The organism is Termitidicoccus mucosus (assembly GCF_038725785.1).
GTDB lineage: Bacteria > Verrucomicrobiota > Verrucomicrobiia > Opitutales > Opitutaceae > Termitidicoccus > Termitidicoccus mucosus.
Genome location: NZ_CP109796.1, coordinates 5,842,259 through 5,860,887, shown reverse-complemented (window position 1 = coordinate 5,860,887; position 18,629 = coordinate 5,842,259). Strand labels below are relative to the sequence as shown.

Sequence of the window (18,629 nt, the reverse complement as noted above, 5' to 3'; positions counted from 1 at the left end):
CGTATTCTTTGGCATTTGGATTTTCGGAATTTGGGATTTCCCAAAAAATTATATGACGCAAGTCGCGCATATTTTTTGTCGATTTCGCGTGATGGGTTCGTCAAATTTACGCGCACCTCATAATTCTCGCCATGCCCTCCACCAAAACCACCATCACTTACTGCGCAGCCATCGACCTCGGCGCCACCAGCGGACGCGTCATTCTCGGCGCGTGGTCGAAAAACCGCCTCAAGCTCACCGCCGTCCACCGCTTCCCCAACACCTTTCGCACTCTCGACTGCAACGATTACTGGGAAATCGGCGCCCTCTGGCACGAAATCCAGACCGGCCTCCGCAAAGCCGCCGCCGCCCTCCCGCGCGGCGCCAAGCTCGCCTCCGTGGGCGTGGACACCTGGGGCGTTGACTATGCCCTCGTCAACGACACCGGCCGCCTCGTCTTCCCCGTCCACGCCTACCGCGATAACCGCACCCAGGCCGGACTGAAAACCCTCGGCGGCACCCGCGCCGCCCTCGAACGCGTCTATGCCGCCACCGGCATCCCCAACGTCTTCTACAACAGTTCGCTCCAGCTCGCCGAGACCATCGCCGCCTGCCCCGCCATCACCGATCTGGCCACCCGCTGTCTCTTCCTTCCCGACTATTTCAACTACCTGCTCTCCGGCCGCATGGCCAACGAACTCACGATCGCCAGCACCACGCAGCTCCTCGACGTGCATTCCTGCGACTGGTCGCGCGCCGCCCTCGATTACTTTCGCGTCCCCGCGCAATGGCTCGGCAAACCCGTCCTCGCCGGCACGAAACTCGGCACCGTGCGGGGCATTCCCGAACTCAAGAGCACCCGCGTCATCGCCGTCCCCGGTCACGACACCGCCTGCGCCTACGACGCCATGCCGGCCTCGCCCGACGGCACCGACCTCTTCCTCAGCTCCGGCACCTGGTCGCTCGTGGGTTTTGAAAGCGACACTCCCGTCCTAGGCCCCGACGCCCTTGCCGCCCGAGTCGCCAACGAGCGCATCGGCGACGGCCGTTACCGCCCGCTCACCAATGTCATCGGCATGTGGCTGCTCGAGCGCACCATGCTCGACCTCGGCCCCAACGCCCGCCCGAAAAACCCCGCCGCATGGGACAAGCTCATCGCCGACGCGGCCAAACTCCCGCCCTCCAAACATCTCATCAACACCGCCGATCCCGCCCTCGCCAACCCGCCTTCGATGAAGGCCGTCATCGATGCGCAAATCCGCCGCAAAAAAGGTGCGCCCCCGAAAAACGTGGTGGGCTACATGCGCCTCATCTGCGACTCGCTCGGCCGCGGCCACGCCGACGCCATGCGCGCCTTCGAGCGCATGACCGGCCGCAAATTCAAGCGCATCCTCATTGTCGGAGGCGGTTCGCGCAGCCCGCTCCTCTGCCAGACCACGGCCGACGCCGCCAGCATCCCCGTCGTCTCCTTCAATCTCGAAGGCACCGCAGTCGGCAACATCGCCAACCAGCTCATCGCATTGAAAGCGGTAAAAGATCTCCCCTCCTTCCGCCATCACCTCACTGCGCATCTGGAAAAGAAGGTCTATAACCCGAAAAAATGATTCCGGAACACCCCAAAAAAACCTCATGGCGCCGGCTCGTGAAAAACCGGGGCGCATTTCATGATTTCACAACTTATTTTCAATCAATGAATAATGATGATACAATTATCCATGGAATTTTTTCTGAAGAAAAATGAAACATTTTTAGGATAACTGCGTCTTACTCTTCGTAACAGTTTATATTTTCTCCCGCATAGCGGGAGATTTGGGGTAACAAAGAAAGCAATGGGCGGTCCGCTTAGGGGTAGGCGGGCCGCCCTCCTTTTTTACCCGAACGGAAATCGAGAATGCGCAGCTTGGCATTAGAGGTTCGGTGCCGTTTTCGATGGAGGGCGGCACGGAGGCCGTCTCTCCAGCAACAAGGGCATTTCGCTTAATGAACGGCAATGCCCACGACACAGGCCCCGCTCAATCCACCTTCACGGCGGGGAGGTTCCAGATTTGGGCGGCGTATTCGCGGATGGTGCGGTCGCTGGAAAACTTGCCGACGCGCGCGGTGTTCAGGATCGCGCTTCTCGCCCAGGCGGCCTGGTCGCGGTATTTTTTATCCACGCGGGCGTGGCAATCGCTGTAGGCGCGGAAATCGGCCAGCACGAGGAACGGGTCGCCGCCGTCGAGCAGGCTGCGCTGCGTGAGCGCAAAGGCGCCGTTCTCGCTCGGCGTGAAATAATTCGAGCCGAGCCAGTCCACGATGGCGCGAAGTTCCTCATCGCGTTCGTAATACTCGCGCGGGCGGTAGCCCTTCGCGTGGAGCGCCTCCACTTCCTCGACGGTGAGGCCGAAGATGAAGATGTTCTCGTCGCCGACCTCCTCTTTTATTTCGACGTTGGCGCCGTCGAGCGTGCCGATGGTGAGCGCGCCGTTGAGGGCGAGCTTCATGTTGCCGGTGCCGCTGGCTTCCTTGCCGGCGGTCGAGATTTGCTCGGAGAGATCGGCGGCGGGGATGATGCACTCGGCGAGCGAGACGCGGTAGTTGGGGAGGAAAACGACCTTGAGCTTTCCGCCGATGCGCGGGTCGTGGTTGATGTGGCTGCCGATGATGTTGATGGCGCGGATGATGTTTTTCGCGAGGTCGTAGCCGGGGGCGGCCTTCGCGCCGAAGACAAACACGCGCGGGACGATGTCGAGCGAGGGATTCTGCAACAGGCGGCGGTAGAGCGCGAGGATATGGAGGAGGTTCAGGTGCTGGCGCTTGTATTCGTGGAGGCGCTTGATTTGCACGTCGAAGAGCGCGTCGGGCGAGACTTCGACGCCGCACTCGGTCTTGATGAGCCCGGCGAGATCCACCTTGTTGGCGTGCTTGATGGCCATGAACTCCTTCTGGAAGGCGGCGTCGCCGGCGTGTTTTTCGAGGCCGCGCAGCAGGTCCAGGTCGCGCGCCCATTTTTCGTGGCCGAGGGTGGCGGTGATGAGGGCGGAGAGGCGCGGGTTGCAATCGAGGAGCCAGCGGCGGGGCGTGATGCCGTTGGTCTTGTTCTGGAAGCGTCCGGGGAAAAGCGCGTCGTATTCGGGGAAAAGGTGTTTTTTAAGGAGATCGGTGTGGAGCGCGGCGACGCCATTGACGGCGTGCGAGGCGACGACGGAGAGGCCGGCCATGCGGACGGATTTCACGCCTTGCTCGTCGATGATGGAGCAGGCGCGTTTCTTTTCCACGTCGCCGGGCCAGCGCGCCTCGATGGTCTGCATGAGGCGGGTGTTGATGTCGTAGATGATCTGGAGGTGGCGCGGGAGGATGCGTTCGAACAGGGCGACGCTCCACTTTTCGAGCGCCTCGGGGAGAAGGGTGTGGTTGGTGTAGCCGAAGACTTTCGTGACGATGTCCCAAGCGCGGTCCCAAGGCGTGTTTTCGTCGTCGAGGAGGACGCGCATGAGCTCGGGGACGGCGACGGCGGGATGGGTGTCGTTGAGCTGGATGGCGACCTTGGCGGGAAAGTTGTCCCAGCTGTTTTCCGGGCTGCGGAAGTGGCGGCGGATGAGGTCGCGCAGCGAGCAGGCGACGAAGAAGTATTGCTGGATGAGGCGGAGTTCCTTGCCGTTCTCGGTCTTGTCGTTCGGGTAAAGGACCTTCGAGATGGTTTCCATGACGGCTTTCTCGCGCACGGCCTCGACATAGCCGCCGGCGTTGAAGGCCTGAAGGTCGAACTCGGAGGCTGCGCGCGAGGACCAGAGGCGGAGGAGGTTGACGGTCTTGGTGCCGAAACCGGCGATGGGAATGTCGTAGGGGATGCCGACGATGGTCTTGGTGTCCACCCACCGCGGGCGGCAGTTGCCGCGGTCGTCGAACACGTTTTCGACGCGCCCGTAGATGGGGATGGTGATACGGTTTTCGGGCCGGGCGACTTCCCAGGGCGTGCCGTTGATCATCCACGAGTCGGGGTATTCCACCTGGTAGCCGTTGACGAATTCCTGGCGGAAGAGGCCGAACTCGTAATGAATGCCGTAGCCGATGGCCGGATAGTCGAGCGTGGCGAGCGAGTCGAGGAAGCAGGCGGCGAGGCGCCCGAGGCCGCCGTTGCCGAGGCCCATGTCGGTTTCCTGGTCGAGGAGCTTGTGGTAGTCGATGCCGAGCCCGGCGAGGGCGTCGCGGGCGGCGGCGTTGAGGCCGGTGTTGTAGAGGTTGCTCTCGGTGAGCCGGCCCATGAGGTATTCGAGCGAGAGATAATAGAGGCGGCGGACGTTGTTGTCGTTATGAGTGCCCTGGGTGTCGATCAGCCGGGCGAGAATATGCTCGCGAACGGCAAGCGACGTGGCGATCCACCAGTCGCTGAGCTGGGCGGTCTTGAGATCGCGGGCCAGGGTGTAGGTGAGGTGGCGGAGAATGCCTTCCTTGAGTTGCGCGCTGTCGGTGACATCAAAGGGGGAATCGGTGCCTTGGCGGGCGGCGGCGGTGCTGGCGGCGGCGGTTTTTTCTGCAGTGGCTTTCTTGGACTTGGATTTGGATGAGGAGGCCATGATTTGATGCAAGATATGGGACGGAACAATCCCTAGAATTGAACAGAAAACGTGCCAGAGTAAGAACAATGGTCACGCTTAAATTTTGCGTGATAATAGGGGGCTTTCACTTGTTGTCCGGTTTATCGATCATGACCGCCGGCAGGTAAAAATATGCCCGCAACAGGTGGATTTTTACAAATGCGATTTGGGATACTCGCCCTTCCCTATGAACGTATCGCCTTGGAGAAATCCATCACGCCTATCGCGCAAATTCCTGCCCGCGCTCGCCGCGGTCGTCTCGTTCGCCGCCACGCTGGCCGCCCAGACCGCGGACGAGGGGACGGACGACGACATCTACCGCCTCGACGCGCTCACTGTCGCCGACCGCCAGCTCGCCGCCGTCACCGTCACGACAAAGCTGCCCATTTCCATCCACCAAACCCCGCAATCCATCAGCGTCGTGGATCGCACGCGCATCGACACCGAGTCGTTTTTCAGCCTCAACGACACCCTGCAAAACACCACCGGCATCAACGTCACGTTCTACGACAGCGGCCGCCCGCTCTACTTCGCGCGCGGCTTCGCGGTGAACGATTTCCAGGTGGACGGCCTCACCACGTTCAGCGACTCCACCAATCTCGAATACGACATCGCGCTCTACGAACGCGTCGAGATCGTGCGCGGCGCGAACGGCCTGCTCAGCGGCGCGGGTTATCCGTCCGCCACGGTCAACATGCAGCGCAAGCGCCCCGGCAAAACCTTCGCCGCCTCCGTCGCCGGCACGCTCGGCTCGTGGGATTACCGGCGCATCGAGGGCGATGTTTCCGTTCCGCTGCTTGCGGGCGGCCGCGTCCGCGCCCGTGTGGTCGGCGCCTACACCGACCGCGACTATTTCCTCGACCGCTTCACCGAGGACAAAGCCGTTTTCTACGGCGTGCTCGAAGCCGACGTCACCTCCACCACGCTGCTCGCCGCCGGCTGGCAGCGGCAGGACAACAATCCCAAGCGCACCACGTGGGGCACCATCCCGCGTTTCGCCGACGACGGCTCGCTGGCCAGGCTCCCGCGCTCGCTTAACTTCGCCGCCAACTGGTGCCTCTGGCAGCGCGATGCCGACACGCTCTTCGTCACCGTTGACCAGCGCATCGCCGAGGGCTGGAGCCTGAAGGCCGCCTACAACCGCACCGAGGGCGACGTGCAAAGCGTGCGGGTTTACGCCACCGGCTTCCCGAATCTCGCCACCGGCGCCGGCACGTATCTGCGCGCCGGCATCGGCGAGGCCGAGGACACGCGCGACGTGATCGACGTTTACCTCAACGGCCGCTTCCCGCTCCTCGGCCGCGAGCACGAATTTGTCGCCGGCTGGAATTACAACGAACTCGAACGCCGCACCCCCGCGCTCTCCTCCGTCTCCGGCTGGACCTACGACATCCCGAATCTCTGGACCTACGACGGCGACATCCCCGCGCCCGCCTACGCCAGGACCGGCGCGCGCACCGTCGCCACCACCCGACAGACCGGCCTCTACGCCTCGCTGCGTTTCCGCCTCCTCGATCCGCTCTCGCTCATCGGCGGCCTGCGCCTCAGCCAGTGGAAAACCGGCACCGACCGCTACGACACCGCCGGCGCCTACACCGGCACGACCGGCGCGTATGAAGTTTCCAACGAACTCACGCCCTACGCCGGCATCGTTTACGAGCTCAACCCTGTCTGGGCCATTTACGCCAGCTACACCGACATCTTCCGCCCGCAAAACTACCGCGACAAAAACGACAACCTGCTCGAACCCATCGTCGGCAAAAACATCGAGGGCGGCGTGAAAGCCGAGTTCTTTGGCGGTCGCCTCCACGCCTCCGCCGCGCTCTTCGAGTCCCGGCAGGACAACTACGCCGTGCGCGACAGCAGCGTGCCCGAAGGCACGCTGCCCGACGGCGGCTCCGCCTACATCGGTGTGAACGGCACGCGCACCCGCGGTTTCGAGGCCGAGCTTTCCGGCCAGCTCATGTCCGGCTGGACCGCCCACGTCGGCTACACCTACGCGGACACCAAGCGCCACGCCCTCGACCTCATCTACGTGAATCTCCCCGACCACCTCGTGCGCCTCTCCACGCAATACCGGCTCCCCGGCGCGTTCAAGGCCCTCACTGTCGGCGGCGCGGTCAACTGGCAGAGCAAGACCACCGGCTACAACATCCCGCATCCCACGCTCGGCGCCGTGACCGTCACCGAGGACGGCTATGCCCTGGTCAATGTGAACCTCAACCTCCGCCTCAGCGACCGCGTCAGCGCCACGCTCACCGTGCGCAACCTCTTTGACAAAACCTACTGGGCCACCATCGACTACCCGAACTACGGCGAGCCGCGCAACGTCATCCTTTCCCTCCGCTGGAACTACTGACGCGCCTCCGCGCGGCCCTGCCGTATCAAACAATTGAATACGAACGAAACCGGCACCGCCACCCGGCCCGTCCTTCGCGGGCGCCCGCGCGTCCCGCTCCGCGCGCGGCTCGCCGTCGCCTCGCGCGCGCTCGCGGCCGTCGCCGGCGGCTACGCCGTCGCCGCGCTCTTCACCGCGACGCTCGCCCTCGCCCTGCGCTCGCTGCCGAAGGACGAGGCGGTGAAATTCGCCACCATGCCCGCGTTCCTCGTCTATGCGGCGGCGGTCGTCTGGGTGTTCGCCACCCGCACCGCCCGGCGCGCCTGGCTCGGCCTTGTCATCGCCGCCGCGCTTCTCGGGCTCGCCCTCTGGCTTCTCCAGCCCGGCGCCGCCGTCGCGGTCACCGGCGTTCCGCCCGCAGCCACGCCATGAAAAACTCCTTCCGCCTCTCGCTCACGTGGCTGCACACCTGGTCGGGCCTGCTGATCGGCTGGATTCTTTTTGCCGTTTTCGTCACCGGCACGGCGACCTATTTCCGGCACGAGATCACCCGCTGGATGCAACCCGAGTTGCGCGGCGGCGCCAGCCCCATCGACACCGCCCGGGCCGCCGTCGCGCGGCTCGAAACCGTCGCCGCCGACTCCGACAGCTGGTTCATCAACCTCCCCGACGCGCGCGACCCTTCCACCGTGATCTTCTGGCGCGAACCCGGCCAGCGCCGCTTCGGAACCGAAACCCTCGACCCGCACACCGGCGAAAAGCTCACCGCACGCGACACCCGCGGCGGCGAATTTTTTTACCGTTTCCATTTCCAATTCATGCTGCCGCACCCTTGGGGCCGCTACCTCGCGGGCGTCGCGGCGATGTTCATGTTTGTCGCGCTCATCAGCGGCATCGTGGCCCATCGCCGTTTCTTCAAGGATTTTTTCACCTTCCGCAACGGCCTCGGCTCGCTCCGCACCTGGCTCGACTTCCACAATGTCTCCGCCGTCCTCGCCCTGCCGTTCTACCTGATGATCAGTTATTCCGCCCTCGTGATTTTCATGTATATGTATATGCCGTGGGGCGACCGCGCGCTTTCCGACGGCTCCCGTCCGCCCCCGCGCCGAGCCGCGCCGCAAGGCGCCGGCGGGAAAGCCGAGGCCAAGCCTTGGATCGCCACCGCGCCCGTCGGCCCCATGCTTGATGAAGCGGCCCGCCGCTGGGGTCGGGACGGGAGCACGCTCCAGCGCCTCAGTTTCTCCGGCCGCGGCACCGGCAAGGCCACGGCCACGCTCATCCGCGCCGACGGCGAACACATCTCCACCACGCACCGCGAGCAACTCCGCTTCAACGCCGTCACCGGCGAACTCCTTCCCGGCGAGGAGACCCGCGCCGGTCCGGCCGCCGCCATCCACGGCACGCTCTACGGGCTGCACCTCGCGCATTTTGCCGGCCCGGTTTTGCGCTGGCTGTTCTTCCTCATGGGCGCCATGGGCAGCGCACTCGTCGCCACCGGGCTGGTGCTCTGGACCGTGAAACGCCGCCCGCAGCAGAAGGCCGGCAAACGCCTCTCCTTCGGCCACGGCCTCGTCGAGCGGCTCAACATCGCCGCCATCGCCGGCCTGCCGGTCGCCGTCGCCGTCTTTTTCTGGGCCAACCGCCTCCTGCCGTCCGGCCTGGAGGCGCGCGCCGACATCGAGGAGCGTTGCTTCCTCATCGCATGGGCCGTCATGCTGCTGCACCCGCTCGTCCGGCCGGTCATGCGCGCCTGGCGCGAACAACTCTGGCTCGGCGCCGCGCTCTATCTCGCGCTTCCCTTCCTCGACCTCTGCGCCGGTCCGTGGCTGAAGGCCGCCTTCGCGCGCGGCGATTCCACCTACCTCGGTTTCCATGCCGTGATCGTTTTCGTCGGTCTCATGCTCGTCGTCGCCGCCCGCAAAGCCGGCCGCCCGCGCCCGCCCAAGCCCGGCGTCGCCTCCGCCTACGCGCATCAAACCGCCGCCGGCGCGCCACCGGCGCCACCCCGACCCGTGTAGCCCGTTAGGCTGCATATTTTAAAATCCACCCATCAGCGCCGCTCGTGCCATGCTCACGCTCGTTTTTCTCTCCCTTGCCTTCGCCGCCACCAACGCGCTCGCCCTCGCCATGGCCGCGCATCACCACGCCGCCTTTCCGCGCTTCCCGCGGGCAAACCCGCGGATCGCCCGGCGCCGCCTCGTCCTCCGCATCGCCGGATGGCTGTTCCTCGCCCTTGCGGTCCTGAGCGCCACCCTCGCCCACGGTCTCGCGCTTGGGCTGGTCTGGGCCTTGGCCGCCCTGTCTTCCGCCGGGCTCGCGACCACGCTTCTCCTCACCTATGCGCCGCGCACCGTCCCGTTTTTCCTCTGCGCCGCGCCGCCGGTTGCCGCCGTCGGCTGGGTTTTCGCGGCAAACGCCCTTTGACATGGGAACCAAGGACAGTATTAGCTCGTCTCAAACTCACCCATGAGACGCCTCTTTTTCCTCCTTCTTGTTCCCTTTGTCCTCTTCACCGCGGGCACCGGCTGCTCCAGCAAACCCAAGCCGAGCAGCACCCTCGCCACCGACATGGAGGAGAAATTCAAGCAACGCTGGATCGCCAAGCGCATGAGCGACCTGCAAGCCGCCGGCCAGGCCGCCGATGCCCGCGAAGCCCGCCGCATCGCGACCGAGGAATTCAAGCAACGCTTCGCCTACACCACCATCGCCCAAAAACCAAATCCCGTGTCCGGCAGCGTGATGCCCTGACGATTCATTCCCGTTTATCTTTCCTCTTTATTCTTTCTCTTTCCTCTTTCGTCAGGAACGAACCGAAAGAAAGAGGAAAGAATAAAGAACGCCATTTTCCACCTGCCTCTCCCACCTTTAAAACCACGCCCGACGCCCCCGCCCCGCCCTGCCCGGCTTTCCCGAGTTTTCCCGTTTTGCCATGTCCCCCGCCGCATCGCTCACCGCACGTCTCCTCCTCGCATCGATCCTGTCCGGCGGCGCGTTGCTTGCCGCGGGTGTTTCGACCGAGTCCCCCTTTCTCCCGCCCGGCGGCAGCACTCCCGCGACCCAAAAACCCACCGAGTCCACGCCCATCGAATTTCGCGGGCTCGTGGCCGACGCGGAAGGGCTGCGTTTCGCCATCTACGAACCCACCAAGCAACAAGGCGCCTGGGTGCGCATCGGCGAAAAAGACGCGCCCTACAAAATCCTCTCCTATGACTCCGCGATGCAGGCCGTGATCGTCGATTACGAAGGCAAACGCCAGACCCTCGGTCTCAAGGAGGCGAAATTCGGCGCGGGCAACGTCATCGCGGCGGCGCCCGCGCCCGCCGCCGCGCCGCAGCAACCCGGCGCCCGCCCGCCGCAACGCGTCACCACCGGGGACGACGCCAAACGCCTCGAAGCCATCCGCGCCGAGGTCGCCCGCCGCCGCGCGGCCCGCGAAGCCGCCGCCCAGCAGCAACAGCAGGGCGGCCAGATCCCACGCTGACCGGTGGGCCGCGCGGCGACGGCATGCGGCCCCCTTGCGGCGGCCTTCTAAAAAAACGTCAATGCGCGCGTAATGCGGCAACGCATTGGCGCAAATCGGGTCGGCGGGGCAGATTATGTTCCCGATGCCAACCATGCGAGCCATCCCATTTTTCACCATCGTCCCCGCCTGCTCGCTTTTTCTTTCGTCTGTTTTTCCCGCCTTTGCGCAGCAAACACCGCCGCCCCGCCTCGGCGGCGATGCGCGCAAAAACTACCAGCAACTCTGCGCCACCTGCCACGGCGAGGACATGCGCGGCAGCAAAACCGAGTCGCTCCTCGACACGCATTGGAAATACATCGACGGCTCCGATGAAGGCATCGCCGCCGTCATTCGCGACGGGTTGCCGCTCTCCGGCATGCCGGCCTTCGGCGACGCGCTCAACGCCGCCGAGGTTCGCGGGCTTGTCGTGCTCATCCGCGAAAACGCCATGCATGCCGGCATGCCCATCCCCCGCCGCTCGACTGCGCTGCCCGCAGACGTGCAAAAAAGCGCGGAGCACGCCTGGCGCGTCGAATCGGTCCTCGAAGGGCTCGACGTGCCGTGGGGCATCGATTTCCTGCCCGACGGCCGCCTGATTTTCACCGAGCGCGCGGGCAAGCTGTTCGTCGTGGAAAAAGGCGGCGCCCCGGTCGAAATCACCGGCATCCCCCGCGTGTGGGTGCGCGACGAGGGCGGCCTCATGGACGTGGCGCTGCACCCCGATTACGCCCGCAACGGCTGGGTTTACCTCACCCTCAGCGATCCCGGCGAAAACGACACCGCCATGACCAAAATCGTGCGCGGCCGCATCCGCGACGGGCGCTGGGCCGACGAGCAGACAATTTTCTCCGCGCCGAAACCGGCCTACACCAGCCGCGGCATCCACTTCGGCAGCCGCCTGCTTTTCGACGGAGGTTACCTGTTTTTCTCCGTCGGCGAACGCGGCGCGATGGGACAGGCGCAGGACCTCTCGCTCCCCAACGGAAAAGTCCACCGCGTGTTCGACGATGGTTCGATTCCCCCGGACAACCCGTTTGTGAAGACCCCCGGCGCGTGGCCGTCCATCTGGAGCTACGGTCACCGCAACCCGCAGGGCCTCGCGCGCGATCCCGCCGGAGGCGGTTTGTGGGAGACCGAGCACGGCCCGCGCGGTGGCGACGAGCTCAACCTCATTCGCCCCGGCGCCAACTACGGCTGGCCGGTCATCACCTACGGCATGAACTACAACGGCACGCCGGTCTCCGCGTTCACCGCGAAGGAAGGCATGGAGCAGCCCGTGCGTCACTGGACGCCCTCGATCGCCACCAGTCCGCTGCATTTCTACACGGGCGACAAATTCCCGCGCTGGAAAAACAATCTTTTCCTCGGCTCGCTGGCCGGCCAGCAACTCGTGCGCTTCGTCATCGATGGCGACAAGATCGCGAACGAAGAAATTGTCTTCAAAAACCTGGGACGCATTCGCGATATCGCCACCGGCCCCGACGGCCTCCTCTATGTCTCGCTCGAACTTCCCGGCGAACCCAGCCGCATCGTCCGCCTCATCCCGGCGGACGAGTAATACCATTTGCGAATGAAAATCACACTATGGAAGCCATTAATGGTAGGGCGAGGCGTCCCGCCGAGCCGCGAGCGGTTCACACGGCTCGGCGGGACGCCTCGCCCTACCTGAAGTGTGATTTTCGACTGTAAATGGTGTAATTGGAGCCGCATCGGGAAAGCGCGGGAAGAACAGGCCTCAATATACTTCCCTGCAACATCTTGCAAATAAGAGGCGTTGTCATTTCCCCTTCCCCTTCCAGAAAGAAAAACGTGATAGGCAAAAGTAAAAATTACTCTTAACTTAGAATTATTCCAATTTCTACTTGAAATTCAGTCCCACTCCAATCTACCTGTCCCATCCACGCAACCACGTCGCCAATGTCCACCGCCCATCACCACTCCGACAGCCTCGCGCACAAACTCGCTGACAGCGGGCTGCGCGCCACCCCGCAGCGGGAGCTGGTCTATCAGACAATCCTTGCCCGCCGCGACCATCCCACCGCCGACGAAGTCTTCGCCCGCGTGAAATCCGAGATGCCCTCCATCTCTCTCGCCACCGTTTACAACTGCCTCGAAACCCTCATCGACTGCGACCTTGTCCGCGCCGTCAACTTCGACCGCGCCCCCACCCGCTACTGCCCCAACCTCCATCCCCACGCTCATTTTCACGACAAGGAAACCGGGGCCACCCACGACGTGGATCTCCCCGACGAACTGCTCGTCGCCCTGAAAAAAATCCTCCCGCCCGGTTACAAGGCCGACGCCATCGACATCACCTTCCGCGGCCACGCCGCACGCGACGACAACTGACCCCGCCCTCCGTCCCTCCGGCTTCAACTTAAACTTCCAACTTAAACTTTCCCACCTATGCACATCCTCGAAATCCGCGATCTCTACGTCGCCCTCGCCGACAGTCAGGACAAACCCATCGTGAACGGCGTCACCCTCACGATCAAATCGGGCGAAGTCCACGCCATCATGGGTCCCAACGGCACCGGCAAATCCACCCTCTCCAAGGCCGTTGCCGGCCACCCCGACTACGCCATCACCGGCGGCGATGTCCTTCTCGACGGCCGTTCCATCCTCGAAATGGAACCCGACGAACGCGCCCGCGCCGGCATCTTCCTCGCCTTCCAATATCCCAGCGAAGTCCCCGGCGTCTCCATCGCCAACTTCCTCCGCGCCGCCCTCCAGGCTCGTCTCTCCGAAGGCGAGGACCTCGACGCCACCGCCTACTACAAACGCCTCTATTCGAAAATGGACATGCTCAAGATCGACCGCAAATTCACCTCCCGCGCGGTCAACGAGGGTTTCTCCGGCGGCGAGAAAAAACGCTGCGAGATCCTCCAGATGGCCATGCTCGAACCCGCCTTCGCCCTCATGGACGAGACCGACTCCGGCCTCGACATCGACGCCCTCAAGATCGTCGCCGAAGGCGTCAACCAGCTCCGCGGCCCCAATCTCGGCGTTCTCCTCATCACCCACTACCAGCGCCTCCTCAACCACATCATCCCCGATTACGTGCACGTCATGTATGACGGGCGCATCGTGAAAAGCGGCGACAAAGACCTCGCCCTCGAACTCGAGGCCAAGGGCTACGACTGGATCAAACAAGAGCTGGCCGCCGCGTCCGCCTGATCCGCCTCCCTTTTTTCCGCCGCCATCCGTTCCCATCCGTCCCATCAGCCTCATCCGGTCCATCCGCATTCGCCATGCAATCACTTCCACAAACCGACACACCCGACACCCTGGACAATCCCGCGGTCGGCATCGACCAATCCCTCGGCGATTTCACCTACGACGTGAAATATGACTACGATGCCGGCTCCGGCCTCAGCGAGCAAACGGTGCGCTACATCAGCAGCGTGAAAAAAGAGGCGTCGTGGCTCCTCGACTTCCGCCTGCACGCGCTGAAAACCTTCCTCTCCAAGCCGCTCCCCACGCACTGGGCGACCAAGGACCTTGAAAACATAAACTTCGACAAAATCCGCTATTACCTCGCTCAGGGCCAGAAACCCAAGCGCACCTGGGACGAAGTCCCCGCGGACATCAAAAAGACCTTCGAGCGCCTCGGCATCCCCGAGCAGGAGCGCAAGTTCCTCGCCGGCGTAGAGGCGCAGTTCGACAGCGAGGCCGCCTACTCGAACATCAAGGACATCGTCGCCAAACAAGGCGTGATTTTCATGAACTCGACCGAGGCGCTCCGCGAGCACCCCGAGATCTTCCGCAAATGGTTCGGCAAGGTCATCCCCACCGGCGACAACAAATTCTCCGCGCTCAACAGCGCCGTCTTCTCCGGCGGCTCCTTCATCTACGTCCCGCCCGGCGTGAAAGTCGCGCAGCCGCTGCAAGCCTACTTCCGCATCAACGCCGAGAACTTCGGCCAGTTCGAGCGCACCCTCATCATCTGCGACGAAGGCTCCGAGGTCACCTACATGGAAGGCTGCACCGCGCCGAAATTCAGCACCTCCACGCTCCACTCCGCCGTCGTCGAACTCGTCGCCCTCAAGGGCGCGAAAATCCAATACATCACCGTCCAGAACTGGGCGCCCAATGTCTACAACCTCGTCACCAAGCGCGGGCTCGCGCTCGAGGAGGCCGAGATCAAATGGATCGACTGCAACATCGGCAGCCGCCTCACCATGAAATATCCCGGCGTCGTCCTCAAAGGCCGCAAGGCCCGCGGCGAGGTCATCTCCATCGCCCTCGCCAACGACGGGCAGCATCAGGACACCGGCGCGAAGATGATCCACGCCGCCGACGAGACCACCTCGACCATCGTGTCCAAATCCATCTCTGTCGGCCAGGGCCGCGCCACCTATCGCGGGCAGGTCCATATTCCGAAACACCTCAAGGGCTGCAAAAACAACACCGAGTGCGACGCCCTGCTCATCAACACCAACTCCCGCACCGACACCTATCCCGCCATCTCCGTGCGCGGCGACAAGCACGCCACCCAGCACGAGGCCAGCGTGTCGAAAGTCAGCGAGGACATGATCTTCTACATGCAGCAACGCGGCCTCACCGAGGCCCAGGCCATGAGCCTCGCGGTGAACGGCTTCATCAACGACCTCGCGAGCCAGTTCCCCATGGAATACTCCGTCGAACTCAAGCGCCTCATCGAACTCGAAATGGAAGGCAGCGTCGGCTGACGCGCCCGACGTAGGGGCTTCGCTTGCGAAGCCCGTCGCGCAACCGCCTCCCGCACCACACCCGCGTGCCACCGCCTCACGCCCGCGCCATTCCGCAATCCGCAATCCGAATTCCGCATTCCACCATGTCCGTCTCCGCCGAACCACTCACCGCCAACGACGCCGCGTCCTTCGACTTCGCCGGCCACCTCGCCTCGCGCAGCAGCCTCCCGAAATGGTGGCTCGACGCCAAGCAGGCCGCCTGGAACCAGTTCCTCGCCTACCCGATGCCCGCGCGCACCGACGAACGCTGGCGCTTCTCCGACACCGCCGCGCTCTCCCTCGACGGCTACACCCTCGCGCTCCCGTCCGCGTCGGCCGCCGCCGGCGCGCTCCCCTCCCTCCCGCAGTTTACCCGCGCCGCCGAAATCTCCTTCGTCAACAACCACCTCGCCCGCCGCGTCTCGCTCCCCGCCGACCTCGCCGCGAAAGGCGTCATTTTCTGCCCCCTTGAGGAGGCCATCGCCAGGCATCCCGACCTCATCCGCTCCCACCTCCAGAAACACGAGGTTGCGCTCGGCAGCGAGAAATTCACCGCCCTCAACACCGCCCTCGCCACCAGCGGCGCGCTCCTCTACATCCCGAAAAACATCGACATCCCCGCGCCTTTCCTCGTCGAGCACGCCGTCACCGGCCCCGGCGCCGCCGTCTTCCCGCACACCCTCGTCATCCTCGGGGACAACGCCCGCGCCACCCTCGTCGAATACTTCGCCGGAGCCGAACCCGGCGCCCGCCAGTTCGCCTCCGGCGTCAACGACCTCCATGCCGGCCCCGGCGCGCAGCTCGCCTACATCGGCGCGCAAACCTGGTCATCCGACACCCTCGCCTTCCAGACCAACTCCATCGTCGCCCAGCGCGACGCCCGCATCCTCTCGCTCAACATCCACCTCGGCGGACGCCAGGCGCGCCACGAGTCGCACTCCCGGCTCCAAGGCCCCGGGGCGCACTCCGAAATGCTCGCCCTCACCGTCGCCACCGCCGCGCAGCAATTCGACCAGCGCACCCTCCAGACCCACCAGGCGCCCAACACCAGTTCGAATCTCCTCTATAAAAACGCGCTCCTCGACACCGCGAAGACGATCTTCTCCGGCCTCATCATCGTCGAGCCCGACGCGCAGAAAACCGACGCCTACCAATCCAACCGCAACCTCATGCTCAGCGACGAGGCCGAGGCCCACAGCCTCCCCGGCCTGGAGATCCAGGCCAACGATGTCCGCTGCACGCACGGCGCGACCAGCGCCCGCATCCCCGCCGAGCAGGAATTTTATCTCCAGTCCCGGGGCATAGATCCCAAAAACGCCCACGAACTTCTGGTCGCCGGCTTCTTCGAGGAGGTTCTGAACAAGCTCGAAAACGAGGAACTCCACGCCATCCTCGGCGCGCTCATCCAGACGAAATTCAAAAAAGCTTGAGCCGACTTCTAAAAAATTGAACAGAAGGCAACAAAGAGAACAAAGAATGCTTGCCGCCCCCTCCTTCCCGACTTGGTTTTAACAAACAACTCCTGATCGAGGGTCTTCTTCGCTCCCTTTGTTTCCTTCTGTTCAAAAATGGATTTTTAGAGTCTCCCTTCATTCTTGATTTCCACCATGTCCAAAGACCGCAACCTCACCCGTGACATCACCGCCACGCAAATTCCCAGCGGGGACAAACAGCTTTTGACCGCCGGCACGCGCATCTATCTGCACCAGACGCTCGGCGGCAGCTACACCGTGCAGACCGACTTCGGCCTCTATCGCATCGACGCCAGGGACGGCGACGCCCTCGGCGAAACCGTGCGCGACGACACCGTCCACACCGCCACGCTCGAGGACGGCGCGCCCAACCCCGAGGCAATCTGGGATCAGCTCAAAAAAGTCTATGATCCCGAAATCCCGGTAAACATCGTGGACCTCGGCCTCGTCTATACCATGGACGTGGATAAACTCCCGCCCGCCCCCGGCTCGGCCCCGGACGCCGCTCCCGCCTACAAAGTCGATGTCACCATCACGCTGACCGCCCCCGGCTGCGGCATGGGCCCGGCGATTGCCGAGGACGCCAAAAACAAAATCCTTCTCGTTCCCGGCGTCAGCGACGCCGACGTGAAAATCACCTGGGAGCCGCCGTGGAACCAGTCGATGATCAGCGAGGAAGGCAAAATGAAGCTCGGCCTGATCTGAGCCCGAAGCCACTGGCGCGGCCCCGTAACGGTGACGCGCGGACGAGTAGCGCAGCGCTGTTCCCGATCTCGGCGGCAGCGGCCAGACGCTTCTGTCCTTGTAATCATTTATATAAACACGCACATGCAAATCCGCCGGCCACGATTCATATAACACCATTCCCGAACGAAATTGATATTTCAGGTAGGGCGAGGCGTCCCCGCCGAGCCGTTGCGTCCCGCGGCTCGGCGGGGACGCCTCGCCCTACCCTGATAAATCTGCAAAGGATTCGGAAATTTAGTAGGTCATTTCCGTTCAATATGTCACAAATGGCGTGGGATTTTAGCGCCAAAGGCGCGTCCCATGCGAGCCCGGGACGTCCTTTCAGGGCTTGTTATTTTTCAACTTTCGCAATTCAGGGCTTTGCCTTGTGCTCACTTGAAACGCGCCCATTTTGTTCATGCCGCATGATGGCAGTTGAATGTCCTCGCCTCCATGCTCCTACCCCCGAGCCGGCCTACCCCGCACGGGAGTTTTCGAGGTACCTCAGGGGATCAAAAATGCTGGGGAGGTGACGCCGCACATGTCTGCGATGCGCAAAGCCATCCAATCAATGCACGACTGAAAACCAGACTTGTGCAAACGTGGCGGCAGATTTTTCCAAATCCAACGCCAATGAAACACCAATTTACCAAGATTCAAACCTGATAGGAACGTTCATGCAGATGATTTATTATTTACAAATAAAAGTAAATTTTACAGGAATCAAAAACCGTCGCCAAGCAACACCGCCACGAACATGACTTGACGATGAGATAAGAGAAAAGAGGGTCTTTGGCATGGAAGCCGACTGTCACCGACGCGATTTGAGCGACCATGCCCGAACCATGCATGAGTCGCACCTGCCGGGGTAAAGGAAACCATGCCGTGAAGCCGTGGATAGAACATTATGAATGGGTTTATGCCATGCCGACAAATGGCCATGCCGTTTGTGATCCAGTCTTCTTGTTTCTGCATCCTCACATGAAAAGCAGTCATGCTTTTTTAAATTATTATTGTAAAAATTTTATTTTCTGAATACACTCCTCTACTTTCCATAAAATTCCGCTTTGCCGCCCTCACGCAACCTGCCGCCTGCGTATCGCATGTCTGTGAAAAATAACGGATTAAAGCATAAGTAGCTGAAAATGAAATTCATACACATGACTAAGCTTTGCATAAAACTCTCAAATCGTAATACTGGCATTAGCCAAGAAAGTTTTTTCTTAGGGGATTACGCCCGGACGAAACGGCACAGGCATCCCGTCCGTGATACAGTGCCGGTGCCCGGACAGGCTTCAACGGCCCGGAGTGGAACCATCCGCG

At 62.8% G+C, this 18,629-nt stretch carries 14 protein-coding genes; 13 read left to right on the top strand and 1 reads right to left on the bottom strand.

Annotated features, from left to right (window positions below; all coding sequences use genetic code 11):
- Positions 1-131: 131 nt before the first annotated feature.
- Positions 132-1,583: a rhamnulokinase gene (locus OH491_RS20475; RefSeq protein WP_068772665.1), complete on the top strand. Its 1,452-nt coding sequence runs from the start codon at positions 132-134 to the stop codon at positions 1,581-1,583.
- Between the two features lie 408 nt (positions 1,584-1,991).
- On the opposite strand, the gene OH491_RS20470 is transcribed toward OH491_RS20475, so the two are convergent.
- Positions 1,992-4,535: a glycogen/starch/alpha-glucan phosphorylase gene (locus tag OH491_RS20470; RefSeq protein WP_068772704.1), complete on the bottom strand. Its 2,544-nt coding sequence runs from the start codon at positions 4,533-4,535 to the stop codon at positions 1,992-1,994.
- Between the two features lie 208 nt (positions 4,536-4,743).
- Here OH491_RS20470 and OH491_RS20465 point away from each other — a divergent pair, with 208 nt between their 5' ends.
- The 12 genes from OH491_RS20465 to OH491_RS20410 all read left to right on the top strand — a co-directional run bounded on the left by OH491_RS20465 (position 4,744) and on the right by OH491_RS20410 (position 17,285).
- Positions 4,744-6,915 carry a TonB-dependent siderophore receptor gene (locus tag OH491_RS20465; RefSeq protein ID WP_068772666.1) on the top strand — a complete coding sequence of 724 codons (2,172 nt, stop codon included), beginning with the start codon at positions 4,744-4,746 and terminating at the stop codon, positions 6,913-6,915.
- Between the two features lie 33 nt (positions 6,916-6,948).
- On the top strand, positions 6,949-7,326 hold the full coding sequence (locus OH491_RS20460) for a DUF3649 domain-containing protein (protein ID WP_068772667.1): 378 nt from the start codon (positions 6,949-6,951) through the stop codon (positions 7,324-7,326).
- Positions 7,323-8,912, top strand: a complete 1,590-nt coding sequence (locus OH491_RS20455; RefSeq protein ID WP_068772668.1) for a PepSY-associated TM helix domain-containing protein — start codon at positions 7,323-7,325, stop codon at positions 8,910-8,912. Before OH491_RS20460 ends, OH491_RS20455 begins: the two co-directional genes overlap by 4 nt.
- Before the next feature lie 49 nt (positions 8,913-8,961).
- A complete protein-coding gene (locus OH491_RS20450; RefSeq protein WP_068772669.1) occupies positions 8,962-9,318 on the top strand; it encodes a DUF3325 family protein in 357 nt (118 codons plus the stop codon).
- A gap of 42 nt (positions 9,319-9,360) precedes the next feature.
- The gene (locus OH491_RS20445) at positions 9,361-9,642 is read left to right on the top strand and encodes a hypothetical protein (RefSeq protein WP_068772670.1); all 282 of its coding nucleotides are present in this window, start codon (positions 9,361-9,363) and stop codon (positions 9,640-9,642) included.
- 181 nt (positions 9,643-9,823) lie between these two features.
- The gene (locus OH491_RS20440; protein WP_068772671.1) at positions 9,824-10,375 is read left to right on the top strand and encodes a hypothetical protein; all 552 of its coding nucleotides are present in this window, start codon (positions 9,824-9,826) and stop codon (positions 10,373-10,375) included.
- A gap of 133 nt (positions 10,376-10,508) precedes the next feature.
- Positions 10,509-11,954 (top strand): PQQ-dependent sugar dehydrogenase, encoded by a 1,446-nt coding sequence (locus OH491_RS20435; protein ID WP_068772705.1) that lies wholly within the window; start codon positions 10,509-10,511, stop codon positions 11,952-11,954.
- A gap of 359 nt (positions 11,955-12,313) precedes the next feature.
- Entirely contained in the window at positions 12,314-12,745 is a 432-nt protein-coding gene (locus OH491_RS20430; protein WP_068772672.1) for a Fur family transcriptional regulator, read from the top strand.
- Between the two features lie 57 nt (positions 12,746-12,802).
- Positions 12,803-13,573, top strand: a complete 771-nt coding sequence (sufC, locus tag OH491_RS20425; RefSeq protein ID WP_068772673.1) for a Fe-S cluster assembly ATPase SufC — start codon at positions 12,803-12,805, stop codon at positions 13,571-13,573.
- A 74-nt stretch (positions 13,574-13,647) separates the two neighbouring features.
- Entirely contained in the window at positions 13,648-15,087 is a 1,440-nt protein-coding gene (gene sufB / locus OH491_RS20420) for a Fe-S cluster assembly protein SufB (RefSeq protein ID WP_068772674.1), read from the top strand.
- Positions 15,088-15,212: 125 nt separating this feature from the next.
- Positions 15,213-16,538: a Fe-S cluster assembly protein SufD gene (gene sufD, locus OH491_RS20415; RefSeq protein ID WP_068772675.1), complete on the top strand. Its 1,326-nt coding sequence runs from the start codon at positions 15,213-15,215 to the stop codon at positions 16,536-16,538.
- Positions 16,539-16,715: 177 nt separating this feature from the next.
- Positions 16,716-17,285, top strand: a complete 570-nt coding sequence (locus OH491_RS20410; protein ID WP_068772676.1) for an iron-sulfur cluster assembly protein — start codon at positions 16,716-16,718, stop codon at positions 17,283-17,285.
- Positions 17,286-18,629 lie beyond the last annotated feature (1,344 nt).

Coding starts and splice junctions, on each gene's coding strand:
- OH491_RS20475 (WP_068772665.1), top strand. CDS start 132: ATGCCCTCCACCAAAACCACCATCACTTACTGCGCAGCCATCGACCTC.
- OH491_RS20470 (WP_068772704.1), bottom strand. CDS start 4,535: ATGGCCTCCTCATCCAAATCCAAGTCCAAGAAAGCCACTGCAGAAAAA.
- OH491_RS20465 (WP_068772666.1), top strand. CDS start 4,744: ATGAACGTATCGCCTTGGAGAAATCCATCACGCCTATCGCGCAAATTC.
- OH491_RS20455 (WP_068772668.1), top strand. CDS start 7,323: ATGAAAAACTCCTTCCGCCTCTCGCTCACGTGGCTGCACACCTGGTCG.
- OH491_RS20450 (WP_068772669.1), top strand. CDS start 8,962: ATGCTCACGCTCGTTTTTCTCTCCCTTGCCTTCGCCGCCACCAACGCG.
- OH491_RS20445 (WP_068772670.1), top strand. CDS start 9,361: ATGAGACGCCTCTTTTTCCTCCTTCTTGTTCCCTTTGTCCTCTTCACC.
- OH491_RS20440 (WP_068772671.1), top strand. CDS start 9,824: ATGTCCCCCGCCGCATCGCTCACCGCACGTCTCCTCCTCGCATCGATC.
- OH491_RS20435 (WP_068772705.1), top strand. CDS start 10,509: ATGCGAGCCATCCCATTTTTCACCATCGTCCCCGCCTGCTCGCTTTTT.
- OH491_RS20430 (WP_068772672.1), top strand. CDS start 12,314: ATGTCCACCGCCCATCACCACTCCGACAGCCTCGCGCACAAACTCGCT.
- sufC (WP_068772673.1), top strand. CDS start 12,803: ATGCACATCCTCGAAATCCGCGATCTCTACGTCGCCCTCGCCGACAGT.
- sufB (WP_068772674.1), top strand. CDS start 13,648: ATGCAATCACTTCCACAAACCGACACACCCGACACCCTGGACAATCCC.
- sufD (WP_068772675.1), top strand. CDS start 15,213: ATGTCCGTCTCCGCCGAACCACTCACCGCCAACGACGCCGCGTCCTTC.
- OH491_RS20410 (WP_068772676.1), top strand. CDS start 16,716: ATGTCCAAAGACCGCAACCTCACCCGTGACATCACCGCCACGCAAATT.